Annotated in this window: 14 protein-coding genes; 5 read left to right on the top strand and 9 right to left on the bottom strand. The window is 67.8% G+C overall.

The window, feature by feature from the left end:
- From G3N64_RS35375 to G3N64_RS35365, 3 genes are all read left to right on the top strand, one after another.
- The coding region (locus G3N64_RS35375; protein ID WP_205788297.1) for a cobalamin biosynthesis protein at positions 1-140 on the top strand (140 nt) is incomplete at its 5' end.
- A gap of 41 nt (positions 141-181) precedes the next feature.
- Positions 182-784 carry a cob(I)yrinic acid a,c-diamide adenosyltransferase gene (gene cobO, locus G3N64_RS35370; protein WP_205788296.1) on the top strand — a complete coding sequence of 201 codons (603 nt, stop codon included), beginning with the start codon at positions 182-184 and terminating at the stop codon, positions 782-784.
- A gap of 2 nt (positions 785-786) precedes the next feature.
- Positions 787-2091 (top strand): cobyrinate a,c-diamide synthase, encoded by a 1305-nt coding sequence (locus G3N64_RS35365; protein ID WP_205788295.1) that lies wholly within the window; start codon positions 787-789, stop codon positions 2089-2091.
- Between the two features lie 90 nt (positions 2092-2181).
- On the opposite strand, the gene G3N64_RS35360 is transcribed toward G3N64_RS35365, so the two are convergent.
- Complete coding sequence (locus G3N64_RS35360) at positions 2182-2403, bottom strand: type II toxin-antitoxin system RelE/ParE family toxin (RefSeq protein WP_205788294.1); 222 nt, start codon at positions 2401-2403, stop codon at positions 2182-2184.
- A gap of 150 nt (positions 2404-2553) precedes the next feature.
- A complete protein-coding gene (locus tag G3N64_RS35355; protein ID WP_205788293.1) occupies positions 2554-3717 on the bottom strand; it encodes a M20 aminoacylase family protein in 1164 nt (387 codons plus the stop codon).
- Positions 3718-4057: 340 nt separating this feature from the next.
- Between G3N64_RS35355 and G3N64_RS35350 the strand changes: the two genes are divergently transcribed.
- Both G3N64_RS35350 and G3N64_RS35345 read left to right on the top strand, forming a co-directional pair.
- Positions 4058-5131 carry a type IV toxin-antitoxin system AbiEi family antitoxin gene (locus G3N64_RS35350; RefSeq protein WP_205788292.1) on the top strand — a complete coding sequence of 358 codons (1074 nt, stop codon included), beginning with the start codon at positions 4058-4060 and terminating at the stop codon, positions 5129-5131.
- Entirely contained in the window at positions 5100-6005 is a 906-nt protein-coding gene (locus G3N64_RS35345; RefSeq protein WP_205788291.1) for a nucleotidyl transferase AbiEii/AbiGii toxin family protein, read from the top strand. The genes G3N64_RS35350 and G3N64_RS35345 overlap by 32 nt, the downstream gene beginning before the upstream one ends.
- Before the next feature lie 48 nt (positions 6006-6053).
- Here the strand turns inward: G3N64_RS35345 and G3N64_RS35340 are convergent, their stop codons facing one another.
- The 7 genes from G3N64_RS35340 to G3N64_RS35310 all read right to left on the bottom strand — a co-directional run.
- A complete protein-coding gene (locus tag G3N64_RS35340) occupies positions 6054-6470 on the bottom strand; it encodes a PIN domain-containing protein (protein ID WP_205788290.1) in 417 nt (138 codons plus the stop codon).
- Positions 6467-6730: a type II toxin-antitoxin system VapB family antitoxin gene (vapB, locus tag G3N64_RS35335; protein ID WP_205788289.1), complete on the bottom strand. Its 264-nt coding sequence runs from the start codon at positions 6728-6730 to the stop codon at positions 6467-6469. Before vapB ends, G3N64_RS35340 begins: the two co-directional genes overlap by 4 nt.
- Positions 6731-6979: 249 nt before the next feature.
- Positions 6980-7996, bottom strand: a complete 1017-nt coding sequence (locus G3N64_RS35330) for a GNAT family N-acetyltransferase (RefSeq protein ID WP_205788288.1) — start codon at positions 7994-7996, stop codon at positions 6980-6982.
- Positions 7996-8835: a formyltransferase family protein gene (locus G3N64_RS35325; protein WP_205788287.1), complete on the bottom strand. Its 840-nt coding sequence runs from the start codon at positions 8833-8835 to the stop codon at positions 7996-7998. Before G3N64_RS35325 ends, G3N64_RS35330 begins: the two co-directional genes overlap by 1 nt.
- 86 nt (positions 8836-8921) lie before the next feature.
- On the bottom strand, positions 8922-11174 hold the full coding sequence (locus G3N64_RS35320; protein ID WP_205788286.1) for a TonB-dependent siderophore receptor: 2253 nt from the start codon (positions 11172-11174) through the stop codon (positions 8922-8924).
- 22 nt (positions 11175-11196) lie between these two features.
- On the bottom strand, positions 11197-12573 hold the full coding sequence (locus tag G3N64_RS35315) for a lysine N(6)-hydroxylase/L-ornithine N(5)-oxygenase family protein (protein ID WP_205788285.1): 1377 nt from the start codon (positions 12571-12573) through the stop codon (positions 11197-11199).
- Between the two features lie 32 nt (positions 12574-12605).
- A partial coding sequence (locus G3N64_RS35310) for a GNAT family N-acetyltransferase (RefSeq protein ID WP_205788284.1) occupies positions 12606-13143 on the bottom strand: 538 nt, incomplete at its 5' end.

Here is a 13143-nt window from a genome sequence, read left to right as displayed (position 1 = left end):
CGTCGGATGCCGCGCTCGCCCGCTTCGGCGTAGCGGGCGTGGCCGAGCCGTGCGCGCAGCTCGCGGCGCCGCACGGCCGGCTGCTGGGCCCCAAACTCATCCGGGACGGTGTGACGGTCGCACTCGCCGGCCCGCTCTGAACCCTTTGTTTCGCTTTCTTTCGACAGGAAGGACGTATCCGATGAAAACCGACGCCGAATCCCATCAACGGATGACCGAACGCCGCCGTGCCGGCCACGAGAAGAAGCAGGCCGCCGCCACCAATGAAAAGGGCCTGCTGATCGTCAACACCGGCAACGGCAAGGGCAAGAGCACAGCCGCGTTCGGCATGGCCGTGCGCGTGCTCGGCCACGGCATGCGGCTCGGCGTCGTGCAGTTCATCAAGGGCGCGCTGCATACGTCCGAGCGCGACTTCCTCGGCGCGGTGGCCGAATGCGACTTCGTCACGATGGGCGACGGCTATACGTGGAACACGCAGAACCGCGACGCCGACATCGCAACCGCGCGCAAAGGCTGGGACGAGGCGCGCCGGATGATCGAGAGCGGCGACTACCGGATGGTGATCCTCGACGAGCTGAACACGGTGCTGAAATACGAATACCTGCCGCTCGACGAAGTGCTCGCGACGCTGGCCGCGCGTCCCGAATCGGTGCACGTCGTCGTGACCGGGCGGCATGCGCCCGATGCGCTGATCGATGCGGCCGACCTCGTCACCGAAATGCGGCTCGTCAAGCATCCGTACAAGGAGCAAGGCGTGAAGGCGCAGCGCGGCGTGGAGTTCTGAGCATGCCGGCCTGCCCCGCGCTGTTCGTCAGCGCACCTGCGTCCGGCCAGGGCAAGACGTCGGTGACGGCCGGCCTCGCGCGGCTGCACCGCCGGCTCGGCCGGCGCGTGCGCGTGTTCAAGACCGGGCCCGATTTTCTCGATCCGATGCTGCTCGAACGCGCGAGCGGCGCGCCCGTGCATGCGCTCGACCTCGGGATGGTCGGCGAGGCCGGTTGTCGCGCGCTGCTTGCCGACGCCGCGCGCGATGCGGACCTGATCCTGATCGAAGGCGTGATGGGGCTGTTCGACGGCACACCGAGCAGCGCCGATCTCGCGGCTGCGTTCGACGTGCCGGTCGTCGCGGTGATTTCCGCGAAGGCGATGGCGCAGACGTTCGGGGCGATCGCGTTCGGGCTCGCGCGGTTTCGGCCGAGGCTGCCGTTTCACGGCGTGCTGGCGAATCGTGTCGGCTCGGCCCGGCACGCGGAACTGCTGCAACAGGCGCTGCCGGACGACCTGCGCTGGCTCGGGCACGTGCCGGCCGATGCGGGCATCGCGCTGCCGGAGCGGCATCTCGGCCTGCACCAGCCGGCCGACATCGACGATCTCGACGCGCGGCTCGACCGCGCCGCCGACGCGCTCGCGCAAACGGCGCTTGCCGAATTGCCGCCGGTTGTCGTATTCGCCGAACCGGACGCAGCAGTGCCGCTGCCGCGTGCGCTCGCCGGCAAGCGGATCGCGGTGGCGCGCGATGTGGCGTTTTCGTTCATCTATCCGGCGAATCTCGTGTTGCTCGATGTGCTCGGTGCGCAAGTACGATTCTTCTCGCCGCTCGCCGACGAACCCGTGCCGGACGATTGCGACGCGCTGTTCCTGCCGGGCGGCTATCCGGAACTGCATGCGGCAACGCTCGCGGCGAATGCCACGACCGCGCGGTCGATTCGCGCACACGCCGCGGCTGGCCGGCCGATCGTCGCGGAATGCGGGGGGATGGTGTATCTGTGCGAATCGTTGACCGATGTGGACGGCGTGGCGACGCCGATGCTCGGGCTGTTGCCGGGTCAGGCGACGATGCAGCGCCGGTTCGCGGCGCTCGGCATGCAGCAGCTCGACACGCGCATGGGGCCGATGCGCGGTCATACGTTTCATTACTCGCGGCTCGATACGCCGCTGGCGCCGGTGGCGACGGCTGCCCGGCCCGATGGGGCGCCCGGCAGCGGTGAAGCCGTTTATCGGACGGGCCCGATCGTCGCGACGTATATGCACATGTACTGGCCGTCGAATCCGGAGATGGCGGCGGCGTTATTCAGCGGGGAAGCGCTCTAGACTGATCGATGCTGCGCTCGGGTCGGGATCGCACGAGTCATACCGGGATTGCGGGCCTCATCGCAACGATCACACGCCTGCTTTGTGCGACTACAGATGTTGTTCGATGTCCGTTCGTTGATGCAGGACCCGAATCACATCGATCGTGTATTCCGTTTCGCGATAGAACACGGCGTGGGAGCCCACTGCGTACCGGAAATATCCATCGCGAACAATGCAAGTCCGACCGACCTTTTCACCGCGCGCCAGCGCTTCCATTGTTCCGATCAGATCGCGGTGGTAAAGGTCTGCCTGCTTGAGCGACCCATGCACGACCGCCCAGGGAAACGGATGTGTTTCGCGACATGAGTCACCTCCTTTTCAATGCGGCCGTCACATACCAAAGTTTGGTATTTCAGGCGCTCAGCCGCTGCGGCAACGTTGCCGATGTCCAGCCTCGCGCCGCATGCGTCGCTTCCCTGGTCACGCCAGGAACGCCTCCGCCAGCTTCACCCAGTACGACGCGCCGGTCGGCAGCGCCGCGTCGTTGAAGTCGTAGCCGGGGTTGTGCACCATACAGCCGCCCTCCCCGTCGCCGTTGCCGATGATCAGGTAGCAGCCCGGCCGCTTCTCGAGCAGGAACGCGAAATCCTCGCTGCCGGTGAGCGGCACCATCCCGTCGATCAGGTTCGCGTCGCCCACCCACTCGCGTGCGACGTTGCGCGCGAACGCGGTCATTTCCGCATCGTTGACGAGCACCGGGTAGCGGCGCTGGTAGTCGATCGTCGCGGTCGCGCCGAACACGGCCGCCTGCGCATGCACGACTTCCTTGATGCGCGTCTCGAGCAGGTCGCGTACCTCGGGCTTCAGCGCACGCACGGACAGGCGCATCTGCGCGCGATCGGGAATCACGTTCGGCGCCTCGCCCGCGTGGATCGCGCCGACCGTGACGATCGCCATGTCGAGCGGCGACACGTTGCGCGACACGATCGTCTGCAACGCAATGACGATCTGCGCGCAGACGACCACCGAATCGACCGCCTTGTGCGGTACCGCGCCGTGACCGCCACGGCCCTGCACGTCGACGATCACGGTATCCGACGACGCCATGAACGGCCCCGGCAGGAAGCCGAACTTGCCCGTCGGGAAACCCGGCATGTTGTGCATCGCGAAGATCGCGTCGCACGGGAACTGCTCGAACAGCCCTTCGTCGAGCATCTTCTTCGCGCCGCCGAGCCCTTCCTCGGCCGGCTGGAAAATCAGGTTCAGCGTGCCGGAGAAGCGGCGCTCGCGTGCAAGATGCTTCGCGGCCGCGAGCAGCATCGCGGTATGGCCGTCGTGGCCGCACGCGTGCATCTTGCCGGCGATCCTGCTCTCGTACGGCAGGCCCGTCGCCTCGTGGATCGGCAGCGCGTCCATGTCGGCGCGCAGGCCGAGGCGCTGCGTGCCATTGCCGACCTTCAGCTGCGCGACGACGCCCGTGCCGCCGAGCCCGCGATGCACCGTGTAGCCCCACGACTGCAGTTGCTCCGCGACGAGATCGCTCGTCGCGAATTCCTCGAAGCCGAGCTCGGGGTGGGCGTGGATGCGGTGCCGGATCTCGATCATTTCGTCGGCGAGGCCTGCGGGAATCACGCTGTGCGTCACGGTTCGTCTCCTGTCCTGTGGGGAATATGCAGGCAAGGATAGTCGGTTCGACGGCAACCGGGCAGCCGAAAAGTCGTCATGGTAGCAACCGGCAGTTGCCATATGGGAATGCGGTGAGCGGCAAGCGCTGGCCGGCCATCCGGACGACTGCCGCCCTGGATTCGGACGCGCGAAACTGTGCGACACCCCTCCATTTCTTGCGCGTGAGTGCTCGATGACTATCGCTATGAATTCTGAAATAGCCCATACACATCAAAAGCTTGCGAATTTATGTTCATTTTTTGACGGCTGTACATTTTTTGTGTACGCTGACAAAAAAGTGAACATGCGATTAACTTCGATGCCCGCGAACCCTTCCCTCTCACTGCCGGAACAGCACGTGCTCGACGAAGCCTGCGCCGCGTTCGAAAGCGTGACCCGGCGCTTTCGTGCGCGGCCGGTGCGCGTGCCGGCGGCCTACCGGGCGCACGCCGACGCCATGATCCGCTTCGACGTTGCCGGGCAGGCATTCGAGATGCCGGTCGCCGTCGGCCTGCGCGTCGAATCGCTGGCGGGCGCGCTCGCGGCATTGCGCCGCCGCCGCGGCGGTGCCGCGGAGCCCGGCGCACGGCCGCTGATGCTGGTCGCGCCGCATCTTTCGGCCGAACTGGCCGCCGGCCTGACCGACCAGGGCATCCCGTTTCTCGATACCGCCGGCAACGCATGCCTGATTCAGCCGGAGGCGACCGTGATGATCGCGGGCCGGCCGAAGCCCGCACGCGCATCGCGCCGACAGGCCTCGCGCGCGACGACGCCGAAGGGGCTGGCCGTGATGTTCGCGCTCGCGACACAGCCGGGCCTCGTCGCGCAACCGTACCGGGCGATCGCCGCCGCGTCGGACGTCGCGCTCGGCACGGTCAATCTCGCGATGGACGACCTGATCGCGCGCGGCCTCGTCGGGCAGCGCCGCAACGGCGAGCGCCTGATGCCCGACTGGCCGCGCTTCGTGCAGGAATGGGTCGCGCTCTACCCGAGCCGCTTGCGCGCGAAACTGCCGAGCCGCCGGTTTGCCAGCCTCGCGCCCGACTGGTGGCGCGGCTTCGATTTCGCGGCGTTCGATGCGCGGCTCGGCGGCGAGCCGGCGGCCGACCTGCTGACGCACGACCTGAAGCCGGCCGCGATCACCGTCTACACGCACGGCACCGCGTCGAACCGGCTGCTGCTCCAGGGCCGCCTGCGTCCGGACGAGCGCGGCGATGTCGAACTCGTCGAAGCGTTCTGGCCGCCGTCTGCGGCACTCGACTGGCGCGAGCAGGAAGTACCGGTCGTGCCGCCGCTGTTGATCTACGCGGATCTCGTCTCGTCCGGCGACAGTCGCAATCTCGCCATCGCCGATCGCATCCATGACCGATACCTCGCCCACCCGCCCGCTTGAAGTCGACGCACGCCGGCCAATGGAGCCTGCGGCGGTCGCGCTGCTGCAGGCCGTCAGCTCAGCCTGTGCACGTGTCGACGCGGCATTCGTCGTCGCCGGTGCGACCGCGCGCGACATCCTGATGTGGCACGTGCACGGCATCCGGCCGGTGCGCGCGACGCGCGATGTCGACGTTGCAGTGTGTGCGGTGAGCTGGCCATTTCACGAGCAGCTCATCGACGCACTCGTCGCAACCGGGCAATTCGCACGCGCGCCGAAACAGCAGCAGAAACTGCTGTTCGACAGCGGCGCACACGGTTTTCGCACGGAGCTGGATCTCGTGCCGTTCGGGCCGCTCGAAACGCCGCCGGGCGAGATCGCGTGGCCGCCCGGCGGGGAATTCGTGCTGAACGTGCTCGGGTTTCAGGAAGCGGTGGACACCGCACAGCCGGTGTCGATCGACACGCACACCGTGGTGCCGGTGGCCAGCCTGCCGGCGCTGGCGCTGCTGAAACTGCTCGCGTGGAAGGACCGGCGTGCGCGCCAGAACAGCGACGCTTACGACCTGCTGTTCCTGCTGCGGAATTTTCACGACGCCGGCAATCGCGAACGCATCTGGGATGCCGCGCCGGATCTGCTCGAACGGCACGCATTCCAGCCGGGCCTCGCCGCTGCCGCGCTGCTCGCGCGCGATGCGCAACGGATTGCTTTGCCGCAAACGCGCGACGCGATCCGCGCGCTGTTGTCCGACGAAGCGACATATGCCGCGCTCGGCCAGGATCTGCTGGCACGCGCGTTCGCGCTGTTGCCTGGTGAATTCAGCGACGACGCCGACCGGTATCTCGACGCGTTCCGCACCGCCTTTCTCGTCGATCGGCCCGCCCCGCACGCGTGATGCGCCGCTGCGGCACAGCAGCGCAATCGCGCGGATACCCAGCCGCGTTCAGGCCGCCCAGTCTTCGAGCGACAACCCGGCGACACGGCCGAACTCGCGGCTGTTGTGCGTGACGAGCACGGCGCCGGCCGCGATTGCATGGCCGGCGATCGACGCGTCGTTCGCGCCGATCGGCGTGCCACGCGCGGCAAGATCGGCACGAATCGCGGCGGTTGCATCGACGGCCGCCGTATCCCACGACAGCACGCCATCCAGCCGCGCAACAAAGGCCGTCACGAGTTCCGCATGCTTCGGCGACGCCTTCCTGCCGACCGCGCCGAACCGCATTTCGGCATAGGTCATCGCCGAGACGACGATCCGGTGTTGCGCATTGACGCATGATTGCAATCGAGACAGCACCACCGGCGGCCGCTCGCGCATGATGAACGAACAGATGTTCGTATCGAGCATGTAGAGCGTGGTCACCGGCCGGACTCCGTCGGCGCGGCGCCACCACCGGACAGGTCGAAGCGGCCGGACTCGATGACGGCCGGGCGTTCGGCGAGGAAGTCGGCGTCCGCCAGCGGTTCGCTCACGAACGAGAGCCACGTGGGCCGCACCGGCCGCAGCAGCAACGTGTCGCCCTCGCGGCGGATCTCGAGTTCCGTCACGCCCTCGAACTCCATGTCCTTCGGGATGCGGATTGCCTGGTTACGGGCGTTCTTGAAAATGGAAACGGTGCGCATGAGCCACTCCATGGGAGTACGATGCGCCCATTCTAGACATATGCTGGCATATGTCAATCTTGGGACGCGCAAACCGGATGTCGCGCCCCATGTTGTCGCGGATGTTTTTGCCATGTCGCGGGCCTGTCGTCGATGAGGAGAGCGATCCATTCTTCACGACGCAGGCCGCGCGGTCCATATCCCGGACGGCCGATGCCGGCGGGCCACGGCGCCGCGCGCAACGTCGCGCCGCACCGCGCACCCGCGCCGTCACGGCAACCGGAAAGTGTCGAAGAATGTATCGCGCTCGATCACGGTGAGCGCCGCGCGCTTGTGCGGGAAGTCGAATTCCTTCAGCGTGTAGAACCCGAGCCGGTGCATGTACGCGATGTGCCGCACGTGATCGACGCGCGGCTCGCCGACGAGCCGCTGCGTGCGCGGCTCGTCGACGAACATGTAGTGCAGCACCCCGCTCCACCATGCATGCAGCTTGCCGGCACTCTGGAAGCGCGAATCGCCGATCAGCAGGTGCAGCCCGCGGTCGTAGTCGTGCGCGTCGTAGAACGGCGCGAGACGGTCCTCCTTCGCCCAGTAGAACTCGAAATAGCCGAACGGCGTGTCGTCGAAATAGCCGATCATCGGGTGCATGTGCGGATCGGCGAGCCGCTCGGCGAGATACGCCGCGTGCTCGTCGCGCGTACCGCGCTGGTCCCAGAAATGCGCGACGCGATCGAGGTTCATCCAGCCGCTGAACAGGTCCGCGTGCGCGTCGACGTCGACGGTGCGCAGGCTGAACGTCATCCCGACCTGCGGCATGGTGCGTGCATAGATCTCGCCGGCCGGCGACGGCGGCCGCACCGGGTGCCGATGACCGTTCGTGATCGCATGGCGCAGCGGCATCCCGCCCGAAGCAGGCGCCTTCAGCCACGGCCGCGGGTTCTGCCAGAACGTCGCGCGCGACACGGTGAGGCGCAGCGTATCGCCGGCGACCTGCGCGCCGTCGATCACGCCCTCGCGCACCGCGCGCGCGACGTACGACGCAACGGCCGCCGCATCGGCGCCGCCGAGCGGCACCGCGATCGTCGCCGCGTCGTAGCGCGTGTCGGTGTTGAAGAGCGCGACGAACGCCGCAAGCAGTTCCTCCGGCGAATCGTCGGGCCGCCACGCGTCGAGCGTGTGCTCGGCGATTGCCATCGCCTGCCCGTGTGCGGCGCCGTCGAGCGCCGCGGCCACTTCCCCTTCGACGGCGTCCGCGGCGCCGGCCGGTTTCGTCAGCGTGTCTTCCATCACAGTGCTCCCGCGTCGTGGCGGTCGGCGAGGACGTGCAGCCCCCGCTCGAGCGCCGGAAACAGGCTGCGCTGGAAGTTGTTCCAGCGCAGTTCGAGAATCGTGTCGTCCGGCGCGATCGACGTGTCGAGCACGTCGCAGATCACCTCGCCGGAATCGATGCCGTTGTCGACATAGTGGAACGACGCGCCCGTCATCAGCACGGGCTCGACCGGCGACGTCGCGCCGCTCGCCCAGTCGACCCGCTCGCCGCGCGCGCCGTGCAGCGCATCGAGCGTCGCCCACGCGCCGCGCCGCTGGTATGGCGAACCGTCGGCCGTGATGCCCGGGTGGATGTTGGCGATGCGCCGGTGAAAGCGCGCGCCGGGCCGCACGAGTTCGTCGAGGATCACGAGCAGCCCGTCGAGCACGACGACGTCGGCTTCGAGTTCGAGCAGGCGCTCGAGCAGGCGGCGCTCGAACGCCTGCTTGCCAGCCACGCGCTCGCGCGCGCCGCGCGGCAGCCGCCGGTACGTCGACGCAATCGTGCAGAACAGTTCGTCGACCGGCCGGCCCTGCACCGCCAACCCTTCCGGCAGGATCCACGGGCGGCCCGGCGTGCGGGCAAAGCCGTAGTCGGCGACTTTCGCGCGGTCGGCCGGCGAACCGTCGTCATCGTCGACGATCACGCCCCTGAGCGTGTAGCGCTCGCCGAGCGGCGAGTCGTTCAGGCGTTCGACGAGGAATTCGAGCGGCGCCTTCATGTAGCGCGTGCCGCCCTGATAAGCGACCGGTTGCCCGGCACGATCGGCCGCGCCGTTGCGCAGCGACTGGATGTAGACGAGATTTTTCTTCGGCATGGATGCGTCGTGGAAAAGCGGACGAAGGCGCCGCGGCCGGCCCGCGCCGGCCACGAAGGCCGGCCGGCGGGCCGCGGCGCGCGTCGTCACCAGTTGTATTTCGCGGTCGCGATCACGGTGCGGTCGGTGCCGAACACGCAGACGTTCGCCGACTGGCAACCGCTGATGTAGTGGCGGTTGAACAGGTTCGTCCCGTTCACCGCGAAGCGCCAGTTCCGCGTGTCGTAATGCACGCCCGCGTCGAACAGCGTGACGCTCGATACCGTCAGCGAGTTGTCGGCCGCACCGGCCGACGCGCTCTGGTAGCGAACGCCGCCGCCGAGGCCGAAGCCCGCGAGCGGCCCCGTATGCCAGGTCCAGTCGGTCCACAGCGACGCCATCTGGCGCGGACGCGGAATGTCGACCGGCCAGTTGTTCAGCGTGTTGTCGTTCGCCTTGATGACCTTCACATCCTGGTAGACATACGACGCGATCAGCGACAGGTTCGGCGTGAGCTTGCCGGTCGCGCTCAGCTCGATGCCGCGCGAACGCACTTCGCCGGTCTGCACCGACTTCGTGCCGGTCTCGTCCTGGCTCGGCAGCGCCGGCGTGATCCCGTTGGTCTGGTTGATCTGGTAGATCGCCGCGTTCAGCATCAGGTTCTTGCCGGGCGGCTGCCAGCGCAGGCCGGCTTCGATCTGCTTGCCGCGCGTCGGCTGCGGCAGCCCGCCGCCGAGCAGGTTCACGCCGATCAACGGGTTGAACGACGTCGCGTAGCTGATGTACGGCGACAGCCCGTAATCGCCCTGGTACGTGAGGCCGACGCGGCCGGTGAACGCCGTCACATCGGCCTTCGTCGACGTGCCGGCCGCGCGATCGTCCTGCCGCATGTTGACCCAGTCCTCGCGGCCGCCGAGCGTCAGCGTCCAGCGGTTCCACTTGATCTGGTCCTGCGCGTACAGGCCGAACGTGTTCATCGTCGTGTACGTGTTCGTGCGATACGTGGTGTTCGGATCGGAGAACACGGCCGTGGTCACGGGCGTATAGACGGGGTTGTAAATGTTCAGCGGCGGCGCGGCAGCGAGCCATTCGCTGTCGGTCGCGGTCTGGCGGTTGTACTGGAATCCGAGCAGCAGCGTGTGCTGGAGCGGGCCCGTGGCAAAGCGCCCCTCGACGTTGTTGTCGATGTCGAAGCGGCTGTAGTTCATCTGGAACACACCGGCCCAGCGCGACACATCGGTCGTGCTGCCGTCGACGAAGCCGTTGCCGAACACCGACCCGTTGTCGAGCGACAGGTGCATCAGGCGCGTGTTCTGGCGGAACGTCCACGCCGGCGTCAGGTTCCGCTCGAACTGATAGCCGACCGACCACTGCTTCTTGCGGTAGTAGTTGAAGTTCGGGTCGCCTTCGTAGACGTCCTTGTTGATCTGCCCGTTCGGGTTCGGCAGCACCGTACCCTGCGCCGGCAGGAAGTTCGACGAGATGTCGCCCCAGTCCTGCAGATAGGTGGCCGACAGCGTCAGCGACGTATCCGCGTTCGGGCGCCAGCGGAACGACGGCGCGAGCGCGACGCGCTGGTCGTTGTTCGGGCCGGTCAGCGCGTTGCCGTCGCGCGCGACGCCGACGAACCGGTATGCATACTTGCCGTCCGGGTCGAGCTTGTCGCCGACGTCGATCATGAACTGCTTGCGCGCATAGTTGCCGATCTGCACACCGGCTTCGCGCACGCGCTCGCCGTCGGCGAGCTTGGTCTGCACGTCGACGATCGCGCCCGGGTCGCCCGCGCCGTACAGCACCGAGGTCGGCCCGCGCAGCACGGTGATGCTGTCGATCATGTACGGATCGACGCGCCAGCTCGCGAGGTTGATCGTGTTCGGCACCTGCAGCCCGTTCACGTACGCGGTCGGCGTGAAGCCGCGCAGCGCCGCGTACCAGTCGGAACGGTTGTCCGAGCCATACGACGAGAAACCCGGCACGTAGCGCAGTGCCGCATTCACGTCGGTCGCGCCGGTCATCTCGATCTGCTCCGCGGTGACGACGTTGATCGTCTGCGGGATCTCGTTGATCGACGTATTGGTCTTCGTGCCGGTCCGGCTGCGCTTCGCGACGAGCCCGACCGTGCCGTCCCCTTCCGAGGCCGCGTTGACGTTGATCGTCGGCAGCGTGCCGGTCGACGCACTGGCCGACGCACCGTTCTGCGCACTGCTGGCCGGCGCCGCGGCGCCCGCGTTCACGGCCGGCGCCGTCTGCGCATATACCTGCCCTGCCGCCGCGCCGAACGCCACGCTCGCCGCGGCTGCGATCGCACGCAAACGCGTGCCTGTTGCCCACTCCATCTTTCTCTGCTCCACTTTTTTCATGCGGTCTCCGACCGCGCCTTTGTCAAAGAGCGAAAGCCATCCGGCTCGCGCTCGCCCCGTTTTCCTGTCGTTTTTCCTGTGATGCCCGGGCCGCGCCTTCGTCATGGGCGGGCGCGATCCCGTCTTCGAGCGACGCGCAGATTTCGTCCGCGCGGCGCGCCAGTACCGACAGCAGCGTGTCGGACAGGCCGTGGCTGTCTTCGCAGCAGCCTTGCAGGTAGATGCGCGGCACGAAGTGCTCGGGCGTCGCGAGCAGGTAGTCGCGCGCGACGTCGCCGCGTGCAAGCGCATCGCCCAGGTGCGGCGCGAGCCCTTCGAGCAGCGCCGAATGCGTATCGCGGCGGTAGCCGGTCGCCAGCACGAGCGCGTCGAAGCGCTCGACGCGCGTGGCGCCGCTCATCCGGTCGCGCAGCGTCAGCTCGATGCGGCCGTCGGCGGTGCGCACCGCGGCCTCGATTGCGCTGTTCGCGAGCAGCGCATGACGCGGCGTGCCGTCGATGCGCTGCAGGTACAGCATTTCGTAGATCTGTTCGATCAGCGGCCGGTCGACCACCGCGTAGTTCGTGTCGCGATAGCGCTCGAGCAGCGCGCGGCGCGCGTCGTGCGGCTGCGCATAGACGACATCGGTGAATTCGGGGCTGAAGATCTCGTTGACGAACGGGCTGTCGTCGGCCGGCTTCAGTGCGCCTGCACGCATCACGAGGCTCGCGTCGACATGCGGGAAGCGGCGCGCGAGATCGATGAACACTTCGGCCGCGCTCTGCCCCGCGCCGATCACCGCGACGCGGCGGCGCTCGCCGTCCGGCGACGCGACGAGCCGGTCGATGTCGGTCAGGTACGACGACGAGTGGATCACGCGATCGCGGCCGAGCGCGGCGAACGCGTCCGGAATCGCCGGCGTGCCGCCGACGCCGACCGACAGCGCGCGCGTGACGCGCTGGCGCTCGTGACCGGCGGCGTCGCGCGACAGCACGCGCAGCGCGTCGATCCGCGCGCCGTCGCCACGCACGGGCTCGATCGCCAGCACGGTCTCGCTGTAATGGACGTGCTCGTCGAACGCCTCGGCGACCCAGCTCAGGTAGTCGTGGAATTCGACGCGGGTCGGATAGAAGTTCTTCAGGTTGACGAATTCGTTCAGCCGGCCGCGTTCGAACAGGTAGTTGATGAACGTGTAGCGGCTTTTCGGATCGCGCATCGTGACGAGATCCTTCAAAAACGAGATCTGCATCCGGCAGTCGTCGAGCAGCATCCCGCGATGCCAGCCGAATTCAGGCTGGCGCTCGACGAAGCAATGGGCGAACGGGCGCGTCGCGCGCCGTTCTTCGAGGCGGATGGCCAGCGCCAGATTCGACGGCCCGAAGCCGACGCCGATCAGGTCGAATACGGTTTCTCTCTGCATGTCTCAGTTCCCTTGTCGGTGAATCCGGCGCGTCAGACGTGGCGGCCGGAGAAGAACGTCTCGCGCAGCGTGCGCATCCACAGCGGCTGCGCGTCGGCCAGCGCGAGACGGCGCTGCCGCGCGAAGCCATGCCGCGCGAGATGATCGGCAACCCGCGCGTGGCCGGCCGGAACGGCACAGCCGACCGCTTCGGTACGCGGGTCGTCGAGAAACAGGTAATGAACGACGGACGGCAGCCAGCCCGCCACGCAATGCGGGCCGCGCCAGCGCGACTCGCCGACCAGCATCCGCAGCCCGCGGTCGTAGTCGCGCGCCGCGACGTGCGGCGCGAGCGCGTCTTCCTTCAGCCAGTACGCTTCGAAATACGCGAACGGTTCGTCGTCGAAGCAGCCGACGAGCGGCATCACGTGCGGATCGGCATCGGGCGCGGCCCCTTGCACACCGTCCGCGCCGGGCGGCACGCCCGGCCAGCCGTCGCGCACGCGCGGCTCATCGAACCAGCGCGCAACGCGCTTGGCATCCTCGGCCGGCTGCCAGCCGCGCAGCGTGAAGCGCACGCCGAGCGCCGGG

This window comes from Burkholderia sp. Ac-20344 (assembly GCF_017104975.1).
GTDB lineage: Bacteria > Pseudomonadota > Gammaproteobacteria > Burkholderiales > Burkholderiaceae > Burkholderia.
This window is presented reverse-complemented; position numbering and strand designations above follow the sequence as displayed.